The following is a 16,548-nucleotide window of genomic DNA, read 5'->3' on the forward strand; positions in this document are numbered from 1 at the left end:
ACTTCATGGGGGACTCGGTGCATGAGGGTGCAGGCGATGGGGGGCTCGGCGTACGTGGGAGCTGGGAGCGGGGGTGGGGCGGGATCAGAGGGCCGGCGGGTTGTCGAGGTCGCGTGCGGCGAAGGTGTCGCACTGGTCCAGGTCGCCGGTGCGGTAGCCGGCCCAGAACCACAGCTGGCGCTGGCGCGAGGTGCCGTGGGTGAAGGCCTCGGGGTTCACCCGGCCCTGCGTGGTGGCCTGGATGCGGTCGTCGCCGATGACGGACGCGGCGTTGAGCGCCTGCTCGAGCTGCTCGGGCGTCACCTCCTGCAGATCCACCGCCCCGGAGGTGTCGCCGGACGCGCCGCGGGCCCAGAGCCCGGCCAGACAGTCCGCCTGCAGCTCGACCCGCACGGCGCCGGACTCCGGGCCCTGCGGGTCCTGCTGGGCGTAGCCGAGAGTGCCGATCTGGTGCTGGATGTGGTGGCCGAACTCGTGGGCGAGCACGTACTCCTCGGCCAGGGGTCCGCCCTCGGCCCCGAACTGGGACTGCAGCTCGTCGAAGAACGCCACGTCGAGCCACACGGTCCGGTCGGCCGGGCAGTAGAAGGGACCCACGGCCGAGGACGCGGTGCCGCAGGCGGTGGAGTCTCGGCCCTGGTAGAGCTCCAGGCCCGGCAGCACGTAGCGCTCGCCGGTGGCCTGCGGGAGGTAGCCCTCCCAGAACTGGTCGAGGCTCTGCGCGGTGGCGATCATCCGGCAGTCGCTGTACTGGTTGGCGTCCGCGCCGGTCTCGCAGTGCGCGAACTGCTCCTGCCCGGAGGACGGACCGCCGGTGTCCTGTCCGCCACCGGTGAGAGCGTCGATGCCGTCCTGGCCGAAGAACAGCCCGACGACCAGCAGCAGCAGCGTGCCGCCGATCCCGCCGCCCACGGCCACGCCACGGCCGCCACCGCCGCCGCCGACCCGCCCGGGGTCCAGCTGGGAGTCGTTGCTGAAAGTCATGGGCAAAGCATAAGCGCACTGACGGTCGTGCGGTGCCGCTCAGTCGAATCCACGGGCGGCGAGGGCCTGACCGGTGCGCTCTGCGTAGGCCACCGTGGAGATCACCGCGGGCGTGACCAGCAGCACCGGGTTGGGGCGCAGCCCGCGGGCGCGCACGGCGTCCCGCAGTTCGCCCACGGCGCCGACGACGAACGGGATCGAGCGCAGCATCAGGGACACGGCCAGGCCGATCCGCTCGGGGTCGGCGCCGACGAGCCGCACCGGGGTGCACAGCCACACGACGCCGTCGAGCAGCTCGGGCAGGGGAGTGGTGTGCATCAGCACGCGGGTGACGACGAGGAAGACCACGATGGTGGCCAGCACGTCGGCCGCCTGGCCCGGTCCGGTGGTGAGGACGTGGTAGACGCCCAGCAGGACCAGTACGGGCAGCGCGGGGGCCAGTCCGCGCCACCACTCGCGAGCCCGGACGCCGGCGGCGGTGCCCGCCACCAGGAGTCCCGCGGTCAGCGCGGCCGGGACCGGCCACGACGGGGCGAGGACCACGGCCACGGTCACGACGACGATGCCTAATCCCTTGCTCCACAGCGGGGCCCGGTGCAGCAGGCTCGTGCCGGGGGTGTAGCTGCCGAACAGGTCCGGGCCGCGGCTCACGGGGCGGCCTCCTGGGGGAAGCCGTGCGCGCACCAGCGCTCGTAGGCGGGCAGGACCTGCTCGGGGCGGCCGTCGGCCACCAGGCGCCCCTCGTGCAGGACCAGGACGCGGGATGCGGTCGCCGCGAGCCCGAGGTCGTGCGTGGAGATCAGCAGCTGGTGCGGCAGCCCGTCGAGCAGCCCGATCAGGCGCCCGCGGTTGCGGAGGTCCAGCAGGGTCGTGGGCTCGTCCAGCACGAGCACTTCAGGCTCCACGGCCAGCACGGCCGCGAAGGCCGCGAGCTGGCGCTCCCCGCCGGAGAGGTCGTAGATGCTGTGCTCGGCCCGGTGGGCGATCCCCACGCGCCCGAGCAGCGCGAGGGCCGCGGCGCGGCGTCGGGCGCGGGGGAGGCCGGTCCCGCGCAGGGACAGCTCGACGTCCTCCACGGGGGTGGGCATGACCAGCTGGGAGAGGGGATCGGTGAAGACGAAGCCCACGTGCCGGCGGGCGGCGCGCACGTCGCGGGCCACGTCGATGCCGTGCACGGTGACCTCGCCCGAGGCCGGGCGGGCGAGGCCGTTGAACAGGCGCAGGAACGTGGACTTGCCGGACCCGTTGAGCCCGACCACGGCGACCCGCCGCTCGGGAAGGGCCACGTCCACCCCGCGCAGCAGGGTCAGCTCACCGGAGGTGGTGGGGGCGGTGACGGTGACGTCGGAGCACACGAGGGCCTCGGCCCCGGGGCAGCCGGCCACGGGTCAGCGCGTGCCCGCGATCCGGGGGAACGCCTTGTGCACGCCCACGGCGATGACCGCGGCGAGCACGCACTTGACCAGGTCCCCGGGCCAGAACACGAGGTCCGCGAGGAAGGCGTCCTGGAGCGGCAGCTGCGCGTTGAGCACGAGGCCGGCGATGCCGCCGACCCGGATCACCACGAACCCGGCGAGCGCGGCGAGCACCAGCCGCAGCGTGTACGTGCCGGTGCGCTCGTAGCGGGCGTTGGTGGCTCCGCCGTCCCCGGCCCGGCGGGCCGGGATCAGCCACTGCGCCACGTAGCCCGCGGCGGCCGCGGCGAAGGGGAAGGCCAGGATGTAGCCGGCGGAGGGTCCCGCGAGCACACCGAGGCCGCCGCGGAAGCCGGCGAAGATCGGCACGCCGATCAGCCCGACCAGGACGTAGAGCGCCACCGCCAGGAGTCCGCGCGTCCCGCCCAGGACCAGGCCCGTGAGGAACACGGCGAGGGTCTGCAGCGTCAGCGGCACCCCCGCCCCGCCCAGCGGGATGCCGGGCAGGACGGACAGGGCCGCGGTGAGGGCCGCGAAGACGGCGATGTTCGCGAGGTCCTCGGCGGTGACGGAGCGGCGGCGTTCGGTGTTGGTCATGGTTCCCAGACTAGGGCTTGCGCGCGCTCTCGCCGGAACCGGTGCTCCTGCCGGCCGACTGCGGGGCGTCGTCGGTGCTGTCGTCCTGCCGGACGGCGTCGCGCTCCGTGGCGCCGAAACGCCCGCCCAGCGCCTGCTGGTAGCGCATCCGCTGGTACTTCCAGCGCTCGGCCATCGTGGCCTTGGACTCGACACGGTCCTTGGGGTTCACCGGGTCCGACCCCAGCACGGGGTCGTCCCCGACCTGGTAGCGGCTGGACCAGATCTGGATCACGGCCCACGCCACGGCGGTGTAGGGCACGGCCAGGATGGCGCCGAAGATGCCGCCGACCAGGGTGCCGACGGTCAGGGCGAGCAGGACGATGAGCGCGTGCAGACTGAGGGTGCGGCCCATGATGATCGGCTGCAGGATGTTGCCCTCGATCTGGTTGACCAACACGATGATGCCCACGACGATCAGCGCCTCCACGGGTCCGTTCGTCACGAGAGCGACCAGGGCGGCGATGATGCCGGCGATGGTGGCGCCGACCACGGGGATGAAGGCGGTGACGAACACCAGCACGGCGAGCGGGAGAGCCAGCGGGACGCCCACGAGCACGAGGCCCACGCCGATGAAGACGGCGTCGATGAGCGCGACGAGCGCGGTGCCGCGCACGTAGCCGCCCAGCACCTGCGCCCCGCGGTCCACGGACTCGGCGAGCTTGGCGCGGCGCTCACCCCGGAACCAGCGCAGCGTGAAGTTCCACATCTTCTCGGCGTCCTTGAGGAAGAAGAAGAGGATGACGATCATCAGGACGAGACCGGTGATGAAGGACGCGGCCGCGGAGAGCCCGCTGAGGGCGCTGCCGGCGAAGCTGCCGCTGCTGACGAAGTCCCCGACCCGGCGCAGCGCGGCGTCGATGCTGGCGGTGTCCACGGGCAGCGGGGTGGACTCGAGCAGGCGGCGCAGCTCGTTCCAGCCCTCCGACGCCTGGGACGCCAGCGTCTCCCACTGGGCGCGCACGGTGAGCACGATGCCGGTGATCACGCCGCCGAGCAGCAGCAGGATGCCGAGGAACGCGGTGAGGGTCGCGAGCAGGTTCGACCAGCCCTTGCGCTCGAGCCACTTCACGACCGGCCCCACGGCGGAGGCGAGGATCAGGGCGACCATGGCCGCGATGACCACGACCTTGATCTGCAGCAGGACCCAGACGACGCCGACCAGCACGGTGGCCACGAGCAGCGTCTGGGCGGCGCGGGAACCGGCCCGGCCGAGCGAGTCCGCCCACGGTCCCACGGCGGGGGCGAGCGCCTGGGTGGTCTCCTCGAAGCCGGCGGGCTCGACCCCGGGGCCCATGGCCGGGACCCCGCTGGTGCCGGGGTCGGTCCGGCCCCCGAGGACGCTCTCGGCGTGCAGCGGGGCGGTCGACGAGCCGCCGGAGCGGCGGGGTGGTTGGTCCGGGCGGGACGACGTGGCCATGCGGGCTCCTCGGGGAAGGCTGCGGTCGGGGGTGCGGTCGTGCGACGACGTCCGCGCTCGGTCCAACCCTAAGGCGGCTGACGGAAGAGTGTCCACCGGTCGGGGCGCACGCGGGCCCGCCGCGCCGGTGCGTCGGCACTGGTCAGGCGGGGCCGTCGACCTCGAACACCGCGGTCAGCACGTGCCGGCGGCGGGCCGCGACGTCGCGCATGAGCGCCGGTGCGTCGTCGAAGCCCACGACGTCGCTGATCAGGTGCTCGCGGACCTCCGCGGCGTGGGCGCCCAGCAGCCGGATCGTCTCCGCGGAGAGCCGGGCCCGGTCCCAGGCGTGGGCGAGACCGCGGGGCACCCGCCCGATCTGGGCGCAGCGCAGGCTCAGCCCGTTGTGGTGGAACTCCTCGCCCAGCCGCACCGCGTCCGCGCCCTCGGTGTAGAACGCCAGGTCGATCACGCTGCCCTGGGGCCGGACGGCCCGCAGCGCCGCGTGCAGCGCGCCGGGCTTGCCGCGGCACTGGAACACGACGTCGGCCCCGTGCTCGCCCGGACCGTGGCGCCAGCGGGTCTTGAGCACCCGCCCCGGGTCGTCGGCGAGGTCCAGCGGGAGGAAGCCCAGCCGCTCCGCGACCGCCCGCCGGCGCGGGTCGGCGTCGGCCACGGCCACCTCCCGGGCGCCGAGCGCCCGGGCGAACAACCCGGTGACCAGGCCCACCGGGCCGGCGCCGGTGACGAGCACCAGCCTCCCTGCCACGCCGTCACCGAGGCCGCGCACCGGCCCGGCGTCGGCGGCCGCGTGCAGCAGCCCGTTGGCGCAGATCGGGCCGAAGTGGGCCACGAACACGCCCAGCAGCGGGTCGAGCCCGGCGGGCAGCGGCACCAGGTGCTCGCTCAGCGGGTCGGCGACGTGGGCGGTGGCGTGGCCGTAGGCCGAGGCCAGAACGTCGCCCGCCCGGAAGGCCTGGGTGCGGGACTCGGCCACCCGGGCGACCTCCATGTAGCCCAGCCGGCGCACGGGGTAGCCCTGCTCGGGCACGCCGGGGTGGAACAGGCCGAGCTCGGTGTCGTGCCGCGAGTGCAGGCCCGGGTGGTCTCCCTTGAGGAAGGCCAGCTCCGTGCCGGCCGACAGCCCGGTGACCAGCGTCTCCAGGAGCAGTCCGCCCTGCGGCACCTCCGGCAGCTCCTCCTCGGCGATCTCGAGCCGTCCCCGGGCGGGCACCACGATATTGCGCCGGGCGCTCACCCGAGCTCCTCCAGTGCCACTGCCCGGCCCGTGCGGGCCGACTGCGCGATGGCGCAGGCGAGCCGGTGGGTCCGCAGCGCCTCGCCGTAGGGCACCCGGGTGGTCTCGCGCTCACCGCGCACGGCCTCGAGGAACTCCCGGTCCACGGCGATCCGCGGGTCCTCGGCCGGGGCGTGCTCGGTGCGCTCGGCGGGCCAGAAGGCCGTGAGCCCGTCCTCGGCCAGCTCCAGGACCAGGCCGCGGCTGACCGTGTGCAGAGCGGCGCGGTGCTTGACGGCCAGCGCGGAGGTTGCCGCCAGGGTGGCGACCGCCCCGGACCGGAACCGGACGGTGGCGGCGGTCGCGTCGTCGACGTCGCCGTCGTCCGGGCCGGTGCCGTCCGGGGTGCCGCGGACCCCGGCGGCGTAGACCTCCACGGCCTCGCCGAGCAGGAAACGGGCCGTGTCCAGCACGTGCGTCAGCTGCTCGACGACCTGCCCGCCCGAGCGGTCCGCCCGGCCCCACCAGGGCACCGGCGGACGCTTGTCGAGCCAGTAGCCGTTGGCCAGCAGCGGCGGGGCCTCCGCGAGCAGGTCACGGGCCAGCACGGCGGTGTCCAGACAGCGCCAGTGGTAGCCGGTGCCCGTGACGACCCCGGTCTCCTCGACCTGCCGGCCGATCCGCTCGGCGACGTCCAGGGCGAGGCCCACGGGCTTCTCCACGAACAGCGCCTTGCCGCGCTCCAGGGCGGCGAGCTCCGCGGGCCCGTGGGCGAAGGGCGGGACGCAGACGTACACGGCGTCGGCCTCCACCGCGTCGAGGGCCGGGTCCGGGTCGGTGAAGCACGGGACGTCGAGCTCGGCCGCGAGGGCCTCGGCGGCAGGACGGTGCGCGTCGGTCACGCTGACCACGCGGGCCCCGCCCAGCCCGTGCAGCACCCCGACGTGGCGCCGGGCCACCGAGCCGGCCCCGACGAGGGCGATCCTGAGCGTCATGCGGGGTTCTCCTCCAGCAGCCGGTGGTACAGGTCCAGGTAGCGCCGGGCCATGCCCACCGGCGTCCACTGCTCGGCGGCCTCTCGGCACGCCTGCGGGTCCAGGGTGTCGAGCTCGTGCAGGTGCCGGACGAGGTCGTCCTCCTCGGCGGCCAGGAACCCGGTCCGCCCGTGCTCGACGAGCGACGGCAGCACCCCGCGGGGAGTCCCGACCACCGGCACCCCCCGGGCCAGCGCCTCGACCACGCCGGTGGCGCCGGGCTCGGCCCAGCGGATGGGGCTCAGCAGGGCCCGGGCGGAGCGGAGCAGCCGCTCCTTGCGCTCGCCGGCCACGCCGCCCACCCAGGTCACCGACGTGCCGTCGACCAGGGGCCGCACCTCGTCGAGCCAGTAGCGGACGTCGGGGTGGGCGCCCAGCGCCTCGTCGCCCTCGGCGAGCCGGTACTCCAGCTCCTCCGGGTCGTCGATCCCGGCCACGGGGCCGGCCAGGACGAGGGGCACCCCGGCCCGGCGGCAGATCCGCGCCGCCACGTCCTGGGCCTTGTCGGCGGTGATCCTCGCCAGCACCAGCGCGTGCTCACCGGGGGGCGCCGACACCTCGAGCGGCGGCGGCGCCGCCAGCGGCACCACGCCCAGCGTCTGCCGGCGCAGGTTCGCCGGAGCCCTCTCGAGCTGGGAGGCGGAGACCGCGGCGAAGCGCACCCGTCCGCGGCCGTCGAACGCCGAGTAGAACTCCGCGTGCTTGCGCAGGTCCCAGTGCAGGGTCTGCAGGGTCGGCGGGGCGGCCCTGCCCATGGCGGCGAGCACGGAGGGGCCCACGACCTCCAGATGGTCGTGCACCACGTCCCAGCGGTCCTGGTCCCGCAGGGCCTCCACCAGGACCTGCATGTGGGCGTGGGCGATGCCGGAGACCCGGTTGTAGGGCATCGCGATCGACCGGAACGCCGGCTCCGGCAGCGGCCGCAGGTGGTCGTCCGCCTCGAGCGTGCTGGGCCCCACGGTGGCCAGCGTGACGTGCACCCCCGCCCGCCGCAGCTCCGGCACCAGGGTGGCGACCACCGTCTCGATCCCGCCGTAGCCGGACGGGGGCACGGGCAGCCAGGGGCCCGCGTTCACGAGCACCCGAAGCCCGCTCATGCGACGCGGCCGACGAACCGGGCCCGGTACTCGGGGACGCCCGCCATGGGCGGGCGCTCGCGGACGCTGACGTCGTGGGTCTCGGCGAGGAACCGCTCGCCCTGGCGCAGGAACTGCACGAGCTGACCGTGCTCGCCGGCCACCGGGGCCTCGCAGCGCAGCCGCGCCTGGACCGTGAGCTGGATCTGGGCGGCCATCCGCGCCAGGGCCGCGTCCGACGAGTTGCGGTGCGAGCGCACGCCCAGGTCCACCTGGGCCATGGCGTCCAGGCCCACGGCCTCCAGGACGTCGATGAGCATCGCGATCTCCACCCCGTACCCGGAGACGAAGGGCACCCTCTCCAGCAGCGCCCGGCGCCCGGCGTACTCCCCGGCCAGCGGCTGGACCAGACCAGCCAGCTGCGGCCAGAACAGGTTGAGCAGCGGGCGGGCCACCAGCTCCGTGACCCGCCCGCCGCCGGCGGGCAGGATGGTGGTGCCGTCGTGCAGCGGGCGGTCGTAGCAGCTCTTCACGAACTGCACCCCCGGCTCGGTCAGCAGCGGACCCAGCAGCCCCACGACGAAGCGCGTGTCGAACTCCCGCAGGTCCGCGTCGACGAACGCGAGCACGTCCCCGGTGGTCACGGCCAGGGACTTCCACAAGGCCTCGCCCTTGCCGGGGACGTTGCCGTGGGCGGGCAGGATCTCCGCCTGCCGGTGCACGCGGGCCCCGGCCGCCGCGGCGACCGCCGCCGTGGCGTCCGTGGAGTCCGAGTCGATCACGACCAGCTCGTCGACCAGCGCCACGTCCTCCATGAGCTCCCGCCGCAGCGCGGCGACGATCCGGCCCACCGTCGCGGCCTCGTCGCGGGCCGGCAGCACCACGCTGACCCTCGTGCCGGCCTTCCGGCCGCAGAGCTGCTCCGGGGACCACTGCCGGGCGTGGTAGCTGCGGGTGCCGAACCACCGCTGGACGTCCTGTCGCATGCTGCCCGCTTCCGCCGCTGGGAAATGACGATGGGGAATACTGGCAGGTGACCGACCAGTTGCCGTCGGACGATACCGAGCGCTCCCGCCCGCCGGGAAGACCCGCACGATTATGTCGCCGACGCGGAAGTGGGGACGGGTACGGGGCCGCCGACGAGAGGCAGGGATGAGCCAGCAGGGGACCGATCCGGCAGCGGGGCGCAGGCGCCTGGTGCTGTGGCGTCACGGGCGCACAGCGTGGAACGTCGAGAAGCGCGCCCAGGGGCAGGCCGACATCCCGCTGGACCCGGTGGGGCGCCGGCAGGCCCGGAGCGTGGCGCCGGTGCTCGCGGCGATGGAGCCCGCGTTCGTGTGGTCGAGCGACCTGCAGCGGGCCCGGCACACCGCCCGGGAGCTCGCGGCCCTCACCGGCCTCGAGCTCCGGCTCGACGCCCGGCTGCGCGAGTACGACGTGGGCATCCGGCAGGGCACCACCTTCGCCGAGTTCCGCGAGAGCCACCCCGACGTCTACGAGCGGTTCTTCACCCAGGAGGACTACCGGGTGCCCGGGGCAGAGCTGCCCTCGGAGGTCGACGCCCGGATGGCGGCCGTGCTCGGCGACGCCGCGGCCGCGCTCGAGGAGGGCCGCACCGGGGTGCTCGTCGGCCACGGCGCGGCCCTGCGCAGCGGGCTGCTGGCCTTCCTGGGGGCCCCGCCCGAGCTCCGGGACATGTTCGCCGGGATGGCCAACTGCGCCTGGACCGTGCTGCAGGAGCACCCGCACCGGGGCTGGCAGGTCGCCGACTACAACGCGCGCACCCTGCCGGGCGAGTCGTCGGCGCTGGCCGACGAGATGCCGGCCCACCACGTGAGCAAGAACGCGGACCCGGCCGGCTGAGCGGGGTGCCGCCGGGGAACGGGGGCCGGTAGGATGGATGGGTTGCCCGTTCGGGCGCTGACCCCGCCCCGCACCCTGCCGAAAGGTCTCCTCCGTGATCACTGTCCAGAACCTCGAACTGCGTGCCGGTGCCCGGCTGCTCATGGACGAGGTCAACTTCCGCGTGGACAGGGGGGACAGGATCGGGCTCGTCGGCCGCAACGGCGCCGGCAAGACGACGATGACGAAGGTCCTCGCGGGGGAGACCCTGCCCGCGGCCGGGACCGTCACGCGCACGGGGGCGATCGGCTACCTCCCGCAGGACCCCAAGGTCGAGGACATGGAGCAGCTCGCCCGGGACCGGATCCTCTCCGCCCGCAATCTGGCGGGCGTCGTCGCCCGGCTGCGCGCGGCCGAGCAGGACATGGCCTCCGAGGACGACGCCGTGCGGGACAGGGCGATGCGCGGCTACGACCGGCTCGAGGCGGAGTTCCTCGCCGGCGGCGGCTACGCGGCCGAGTCCGAGGCGGCGACGATCACCTCCAACCTCGACCTGCCGGAGCGCATCCTGAGCCAGCCGCTGCGCACCCTCTCCGGCGGTCAGCGCCGCCGCGTGGAGCTGGCGCGGATCCTGTTCTCGGACGCCGACATCATGCTCCTGGACGAGCCGACCAACCACCTGGACGCCGACTCGGTCGTCTGGCTGCGGGAGTTCCTGAAGAACTTCCAGGGCGGGCTGCTCGTGATCTCCCACGACGTCGAGCTCATGGAGATGGTGGTCAACAAGGTCCTGTACCTGGACGCCAACCGCTGCGTCATCGACCTGTACAACATGGGCTGGAAGAACTACCTGCTCCAGCGCGAGCAGGACGCCCACCGCCGCAAGCGCGAGTACGCCAACGCGGAGAAGAAGGCCACCGCGCTGATGGACCAGGCGAACAAGATGCGCGCCAAGGCCAGCAAGGCCGTGGCCGCCCAGCAGATGATCAAGCGCGCCGAGCGGCTCATGCAGGGCCTGGAGGGCGAGCGCCAGGCCGACAAGGTCGCGAACATCCGCTTCCCCAAGCCCGCCGACTGCGGCAAGACCCCGCTCACCGCGCGGGACCTGTCGAAGTCCTACGGGTCCCTGGAGATCTTCAACGACGTGGACCTCGCCATCGACAAGGGCTCCCGCGTGGTGATCCTCGGCTTCAACGGCGCCGGCAAGACCACGCTGCTGCGGATGCTCGCCGGGGAGGCGGAGCCCGACACCGGAGAGGTGATCCCCGGCCACGGGCTCAAGCTCGGCTACTTCGCCCAGGAGCACGACACCCTGGACCCGCAGCGCACCGTCCTGGAGAACATGCGCTCCGCGGCCCCCGACCTCGCCGACACGGAGGTCCGCAACGTCCTGGGCTCGTTCCTCTTCCAGGGCGACGACGTCTCCAAGCCCGCCGGGGTGCTCTCCGGCGGCGAGAAGACCCGGCTGGCGCTGGCCACGCTCGTGGCGTCCTCGGCCAACGTGCTGCTGCTCGACGAGCCGACGAACAACCTGGACCCGGCCTCCCGCCGCGAGATCCTCAACGCCCTGCGCACCTACGAGGGCGCGGTCGTGCTCGTCTCCCACGACGAGGGCGCGGTGGAGGCGCTGGACCCCGAGCGCGTGGTGATCCTTCCCGACGGCACCGAGGACCTGTGGAGCCAGGAGTACCAGGATCTCATCTCCCTGGCCTGATTCCCGGATGCCCGGCGGGGACCGCCGCGACGGAGGCCGGGGGCGACCCGGCACGGAAGGACGTGACGTGGACACCTCGCTCCGGGACCGGATCCGCGCGGGACTGCGCCAGCACGACCTCGAGGAGGTCCGTGACCGGGTGCTGCAGTGGGACCTGGCGGAGCAGGTGGAGCTGCTCGAACGCCTGTCGGCGCCGGAGCGTGCCGTGGTCTACCGGCTGCTGCCGCGCGAGGCCGCCTTCCAGGCCTTCGGACGCCTCGACACGCCGCTGCAGAGTGAGCTGCTGACGGCGCTGCAGTCCGAGGAGGTCAGCGGACTCGTGGCGGAGCTGGACCCGGACGACCGGGTCAGGCTCCTCGACGAGCTCCCGGTGACCGTGGCCCGCACCTTGCTGGTGGATCTCTCCCCGGAGGAGCAGGACGCGACCGGGCTGGTCATGGGCTATCCTCCCGGTTCCGTGGGTCGCAGGATGAGCCCCGAGTTCGTGGCCCTGGACCGGGCGATGACGGTGGAGCAGGCCCGGGCCGCGGTGCTGGAGCGGATCCACGACGCCGAGACCGTGTACGCGCTGCCCGTCCTGGACGGGCAGCAGCGGCTGTGCGGCATCGTGGGGCTCCGGCGCCTCCTCGCCACGGACGGGTCCGCGCCCCTCGGGCAGATCCTGCGCGAGGCGGTGACCGTGGAGGCCCACACGCCGGCGGAGGAGGCCGCCCGCCGGTGCGCGGAGGAGAAGCTGCTCGCCCTGCCCGTGGTCGACGGCACCGACCGGCTGGTCGGCATCCTCACCTTCGACGACGCCCTGGACGTCCTCGAGGAGGCGGAGTCCGAGGACGTCGCCCGGTCGGGCGGGGCGGAACCGCTGCGGCGGCCGTACCTGTCGACGCCGGTGCGCGCCATCGTCCGCTCACGCGTCGTGTGGCTCCTCGTCCTGGCGGTCGGGGCGACGCTCACCGTGCGGGTGCTCGAGGTGTTCGAGGCCACGCTGGAGCAGATGGTGGTGCTCAGCGTGTTCATCCCGCTGCTGATCGGCACGGGCGGGAACACGGGCAACCAGGCGGCGACCACGGTCACCCGGGCCGTGGCGCTCGGGGACGTGCGGGTCCGGGACGTGGGGCGTGTGGCCTTCCGCGAGGTGCGGGTCGGCGCGCTGCTGGGCGCCGCGCTGGGCACCGCCGGCCTCCTGGGCGTGGGCCTGCTCTACGGCTGGGCGGTGGGGGCGGTGATCGGCCTGACGCTGCTGTCCGTGTGCGTGCTCGCCGCGACCGTGGGCGGGGTCATGCCCCTGGTGGCACGAGCCCTCAAGGTCGACCCCGCGGTGTTCTCCAATCCGTTCATCACCACGTTCGTCGACGCCTCCGGGCTGGTCGTGTACTTCCTCATCGCGACCGCCGTGCTGGGGCTCTGACGGCACGCGCGAGGACGGCGCCCCCGGTCAGCGGGCCTCACCGCCCGAGGGGGCCGCGTCGCGCTCGAGGGCGTCCAGCAGGGCGTCCTCCTCGTCCTCCCAGCTGGGGCGGGCGCGCCGGCGCCGCGGTTTCGGGCGCATCAGGGACTTCAGGTGCGGGGGCATGTCGTCGGCCATCTCCATCTGCCGGATGACGAGCTCCTCGTCGCCCTCGCCGATGTAGGTGCCGTCCTCGTCGTAGAACTGGGAGAGGTGGCGCTCCATCTCCGCGGCGTACTGGCGGTCCCACTCGTCGTTGCGGGCCTGCTGCCGGGCGGCGTAGCCGTAGGCCACGAAGAACAGGGCCGCGAACGCGTACCACTGCAGGGAGTAGGACAGGTGCGGCCCGGAGTCGATCTCGGGCTCGGGCGGCGGCACCGGCGCCACGGCCGGGGCCGGGTCCTCGCCGAAGACCTCCGCGAAGGCGGCCGTGCCGATCGGCAGACCCCACCGCTGCCGGAGCTCCTCGAGGTCGATGGTGGCGATCTGGCCCTCCGGGGCGCCGCGGTCCACGGCGGGCTCGCCGGGTTGCAGCCGTGCGGTGACGGTGACCTGACCGGCGGGCGGATCGGGGACCTCGTCGGGCATTCCGTTGGCGGCCGAGCCGGTGGGGATCCAGCCGCGGTCCAGCACCACCACGTCCCCGTCCTGGGTGCGGAAGGGGACGAGGACCTCGTAGCCCACCTGCCCGTCCTGGGGACGGTTGCGCACCAGGACCTCCTCCTCGGGCAGGTACTGCCCGGTCAGGGTCACCGGGTGCCAGGTGAGCCGTTCGTCGAGGGCGGTGAACTGGGCGGCCGCCTCGTCCCCGGTGAGCGGGTCGGCCCGGTAGTTCTGCGTGATCTTGGCGTTCTCCCCGACCAGGTGGTCGTTGCGGTCCATCTGCCAACCGCCCAGGTACACGGCCAGGGCCGCGGCGGCGCAGGCCAGCAGGAACCAGAGGAGCCACTTCCCGCTGAGCAGGAACCGGTACTCGCTCACCGCCGGCCCTCCTCCGCCGGACCCTCGTGGCCGAGCGGGACGGTGTCCTTCCAGAAGCCGCGGGCGCCCAGGAACTGCTCGAGGTCCTCGCGGTGGTCCGGGCACGCCAGCCAGATCTTGCGGCGCTCCGGGGCGTGGAGGCGGGGGTTGTTCCAGCGGATCTGCCAGGCGGCGTCCGCGCGGCAGCCCTTGCGGGAGCACTGGGGGGTGTCGGGCCCGGCCGGGGGAGCGCCGGACCCTCGCGGGGACAGCGATCCGAGCAGGTCGAACTCCACGGCGGTCGTGCTCCTCAGGGTCTGCGGTCGGGGTCCCGGCGCAGCCCGCGGCGGGCTCAGGCCGCGCCGCGGCGCCGGGAGGTGTCGTCCTCGACAGTAGCGGAGGAAGCCGGATCCCCGCTGGGAGCGGCGGTGCGCCCCGTCCCGGTGCTCCCGCTCCTCAGACCCTCCGTGCCGTGCGGGTCCCCGTCCTCCGCGTGGCCGGTGGTGAACTCGCCCTCGAGCACGAAGTCGATCGCCGGCGGCGCCGCCCGCGGCGCCGGCTCGGGGGCGGCCGCCAGCGCCGGGGCCGCCGGTGGCTCGTAGTAGCGGCTGGTCCGCGTGGAGCGGTCGTTGCTGTTCGCCAGCAGCACCGCCATCCAGGGCAGGATGGCGACGCCGAGGATCGCGACGCCGCGGACCCAGATGGTGTCCACCGCCACGAACACGAGCAGGCACAGGATCCGCAGGCCCATCTGGATGCTGTAGACCTTCATCCGGTGGTTCATGTCCTGCGTGTGCGATCCGGCCGTGGCCGTGATGGAGTGGACGTCGTCCTGACCGGCGGTCTCGCCGGTCGTCAGATAGCGATTGCTCATGGTCCTCCCAACAGACGTTCCATTCTCTCACCGGGGTCTGACATCCGGCATGGCCTCCCGGAGGCTACCGGTCGGTCGCCCGGGTGGCCCGGTAGGATCGGAGGGATCTTCCCCGGGCCCCGCCTCCTGTGCGGACGGCGGGCCCGGCCACCCCGACCGAAAGGCACCGTTCCCCATGGCAGACGAGCAGCGCAGCCCGGCCCCCCGCACCGTCCTCGTGACCGGCGGCAACCGCGGGATCGGACGGGCCATCGCGCAGGCCTTCCGGGACGGCGGGGACAACGTGGCCGTCACCTACCGCTCCGGGGAGGCGCCCGAGGGCTTCTTCGCGGTGCAGGCCGACGTCACGGACGCCGCGTCGATCGACGCCGCGTACAAGGCCGTCGAGGCCGAGTTCGGCCCCGTCGAGGTGGTCGTCGCCAACGCCGGGATCACCCGCGACACCCTGCTGCTGCGGATGAAGGAGCAGGACTTCCAGGACGTCGTGGACACCAACCTCACCGGAGCCTTCCGGGTGGTCCAGCGCGCCGCGAAGGGTTTCATGCGGCTCAAGCGGGGCCGCGTGGTGCTCATCTCCTCCGTGGTGGGGCTCTACGGCTCGCCCGGCCAGGTCAACTACGCCGCCTCGAAGGCGGGGCTGGTCGGCATGGCCCGCTCGATCACCCGTGAGCTGGGCGGACGCAACGTGACCGCCAACGTCGTGGCTCCAGGGTTCATCAACACGGAGATGACCGCGGCCCTGCCCGAGGAGACCCAGCAGAACTATCTCGCCTCCATCCCGGCCGGCCGCTTCGCCGAGCCCGAGGAGGTCGCGGCGGTCGTGCGCTGGGTCGCCTCCGACGAGGCGAAGTACGTCTCCGGCGCCGTCATCCCCGTGGACGGCGGCCTGGGCATGGGCCACTGAGCCCCGCCCACCCGGTTCCCCGCACGTTCCACCGCACACCGTCCACTGCGCGCTCCCCGCGCGCGTCCTCCACGCACACGTTCCACCGAAGGAGCACCATGAGTTCACTCGCAGGCAAGACCGCGGTCGTCACCGGATCCTCGCGCGGCGTCGGCGCCGACACCGCCAAGCTGCTGGCCGCCCAGGGCGCCAACGTCGTCGTCAACTACCGGCAGAAGGCGCCCCGCGCCAACAAGGTGGTGCGGGAGATCGAGGAGGCCGGCGGCCGCGCGATCGCGGTGCAGGCCGACATGACCGTCCCCGAGGACGTCCGCGGCCTCTTCGGCCGGGCCGTGGAGGCCTTCGGCGGCGTGGACGTGCTCGTGCTCAACGCCTCCGGCGGGATGGAGTCGGACCTCGGCGAGGACTACGCGCTCCGGCTCAACCGGGACGCCCAGGACGACACCCTCACCGCCGCCCTAGAGCACCTGCCCGAGGGCGGGCGCGTGGTCTTCGTCACCAGCCACCAGGCGCACTTCATCAACGACGTCGAGACCATGCCCGAGTACGTGCAGGTCGCGAAGTCCAAGCGCGCCGGCGAGGACACGCTCACCGCCCGCATCCCCGAGCTGACGGAGAGGGGCATCACGTTCGTGGTGGTCTCGGGGGACATGATCGAGGGCACGGTGACCGCCACCCTGCTCAACCGGGCCCGGCCGGGCGCGCTCGAGCAGCGCCGCGAGGCCGCGGGCAAGCTCTACTCCGTGCGGGAGTTCGCCGAGGAGATCACGCGGATGGTCACGGCCGAGGTCCCCACCGGGCACGTGGAGCTCGTCGGCGGGGCCGACGACTTCCTCGCCCAGGCCGGGCAGGAGTAGCCCCGCCGGGGCCCCGGCGTACGACGAGGCAGCGGCGCCGCTCCGCCCGGGTGTCCCCGGCCGGAGCGGCGCCGTTCCCGTCCCCGGCCCGGTGCGCTGTCCGGGGCGGGTGAGATACTTCTCACGTCGTCGATCCGGCGGCCGGCCCCGGGAACGAGGCGGGACCGGCCGG

At 73.9% G+C, this 16,548-nt stretch carries 17 protein-coding genes; 5 read left to right on the top strand and 12 right to left on the bottom strand.

Features of this window, described 5'->3' with window-relative positions:
• Positions 1–84 precede the first annotated feature (84 nt).
• From ypfJ to PU704_RS04880, 9 genes are all read right to left on the bottom strand, one after another.
• Positions 85–984, bottom strand: coding sequence for a KPN_02809 family neutral zinc metallopeptidase (ypfJ, locus tag PU704_RS04840; protein ID WP_277550425.1), 900 nt, complete (start codon positions 982–984; stop codon positions 85–87).
• 39 nt (positions 985–1,023) lie between these two features.
• Complete coding sequence (locus tag PU704_RS04845) at positions 1,024–1,635, bottom strand: energy-coupling factor transporter transmembrane component T family protein (RefSeq protein ID WP_277550427.1); 612 nt, start codon at positions 1,633–1,635, stop codon at positions 1,024–1,026.
• Positions 1,632–2,369 (bottom strand): energy-coupling factor ABC transporter ATP-binding protein, encoded by a 738-nt coding sequence (locus tag PU704_RS04850; protein ID WP_277550429.1) that lies wholly within the window; start codon positions 2,367–2,369, stop codon positions 1,632–1,634. The genes PU704_RS04845 and PU704_RS04850 overlap by 4 nt, the downstream gene beginning before the upstream one ends.
• 3 nt (positions 2,370–2,372) lie before the next feature.
• A complete protein-coding gene (locus PU704_RS04855) occupies positions 2,373–2,996 on the bottom strand; it encodes a biotin transporter BioY (protein ID WP_277550430.1) in 624 nt (207 codons plus the stop codon).
• A gap of 10 nt (positions 2,997–3,006) precedes the next feature.
• Entirely contained in the window at positions 3,007–4,455 is a 1,449-nt protein-coding gene (locus tag PU704_RS04860; protein ID WP_277550433.1) for an AI-2E family transporter, read from the bottom strand.
• Between the two features lie 142 nt (positions 4,456–4,597).
• Complete coding sequence (locus PU704_RS04865) at positions 4,598–5,692, bottom strand: zinc-dependent alcohol dehydrogenase (RefSeq protein WP_277550434.1); 1,095 nt, start codon at positions 5,690–5,692, stop codon at positions 4,598–4,600.
• Complete coding sequence (locus PU704_RS04870; protein WP_277550435.1) at positions 5,689–6,666, bottom strand: Gfo/Idh/MocA family protein; 978 nt, start codon at positions 6,664–6,666, stop codon at positions 5,689–5,691. Before PU704_RS04870 ends, PU704_RS04865 begins: the two co-directional genes overlap by 4 nt.
• Positions 6,663–7,802 (bottom strand): glycosyltransferase, encoded by a 1,140-nt coding sequence (locus PU704_RS04875; protein WP_277550436.1) that lies wholly within the window; start codon positions 7,800–7,802, stop codon positions 6,663–6,665. Before PU704_RS04875 ends, PU704_RS04870 begins: the two co-directional genes overlap by 4 nt.
• Positions 7,799–8,767: a glucosyl-3-phosphoglycerate synthase gene (locus PU704_RS04880; RefSeq protein ID WP_277550438.1), complete on the bottom strand. Its 969-nt coding sequence runs from the start codon at positions 8,765–8,767 to the stop codon at positions 7,799–7,801. The genes PU704_RS04875 and PU704_RS04880 overlap by 4 nt, the downstream gene beginning before the upstream one ends.
• A 166-nt stretch (positions 8,768–8,933) precedes the next feature.
• Here PU704_RS04880 and PU704_RS04885 point away from each other — a divergent pair, with 166 nt between their 5' ends.
• From PU704_RS04885 to mgtE, 3 genes are all read left to right on the top strand, one after another.
• Positions 8,934–9,644: a histidine phosphatase family protein gene (locus tag PU704_RS04885; RefSeq protein WP_277550439.1), complete on the top strand. Its 711-nt coding sequence runs from the start codon at positions 8,934–8,936 to the stop codon at positions 9,642–9,644.
• Between the two features lie 94 nt (positions 9,645–9,738).
• A complete protein-coding gene (locus tag PU704_RS04890) occupies positions 9,739–11,337 on the top strand; it encodes an ABC-F family ATP-binding cassette domain-containing protein (RefSeq protein ID WP_047802727.1) in 1,599 nt (532 codons plus the stop codon).
• A gap of 67 nt (positions 11,338–11,404) precedes the next feature.
• Positions 11,405–12,742 (top strand): magnesium transporter, encoded by a 1,338-nt coding sequence (gene mgtE, locus PU704_RS04895; RefSeq protein ID WP_277550440.1) that lies wholly within the window; start codon positions 11,405–11,407, stop codon positions 12,740–12,742.
• Positions 12,743–12,769: 27 nt separating this feature from the next.
• On the opposite strand, the gene PU704_RS04900 is transcribed toward mgtE, so the two are convergent.
• Genes PU704_RS04900 through PU704_RS04910 form a run of 3 tightly spaced genes read right to left on the bottom strand, consistent with a single transcriptional unit; the run spans position 12,770 to position 14,615 of the window.
• Positions 12,770–13,762 carry an SURF1 family cytochrome oxidase biogenesis protein gene (locus PU704_RS04900; protein ID WP_277550441.1) on the bottom strand — a complete coding sequence of 331 codons (993 nt, stop codon included), beginning with the start codon at positions 13,760–13,762 and terminating at the stop codon, positions 12,770–12,772.
• Positions 13,759–14,037: a hypothetical protein gene (locus PU704_RS04905; RefSeq protein ID WP_277550442.1), complete on the bottom strand. Its 279-nt coding sequence runs from the start codon at positions 14,035–14,037 to the stop codon at positions 13,759–13,761. Before PU704_RS04905 ends, PU704_RS04900 begins: the two co-directional genes overlap by 4 nt.
• A 56-nt stretch (positions 14,038–14,093) precedes the next feature.
• A complete protein-coding gene (locus PU704_RS04910) occupies positions 14,094–14,615 on the bottom strand; it encodes a DUF3099 domain-containing protein (protein WP_277550443.1) in 522 nt (173 codons plus the stop codon).
• 175 nt (positions 14,616–14,790) lie between these two features.
• Here PU704_RS04910 and PU704_RS04915 point away from each other — a divergent pair, with 175 nt between their 5' ends.
• Positions 14,791–15,519, top strand: a complete 729-nt coding sequence (locus tag PU704_RS04915; protein ID WP_047802724.1) for a beta-ketoacyl-ACP reductase — start codon at positions 14,791–14,793, stop codon at positions 15,517–15,519.
• A 98-nt stretch (positions 15,520–15,617) separates the two neighbouring features.
• The gene (locus PU704_RS04920) at positions 15,618–16,376 is read left to right on the top strand and encodes an SDR family oxidoreductase (RefSeq protein ID WP_277550444.1); all 759 of its coding nucleotides are present in this window, start codon (positions 15,618–15,620) and stop codon (positions 16,374–16,376) included.
• The last annotated feature ends 172 nt before the right edge of the window (positions 16,377–16,548 follow it).

Source organism: Kocuria oceani (genome assembly GCF_029524215.1).
In the GTDB taxonomy this organism is placed as follows: Bacteria; Actinomycetota; Actinomycetes; order Actinomycetales; family Micrococcaceae; genus Kocuria; species Kocuria oceani.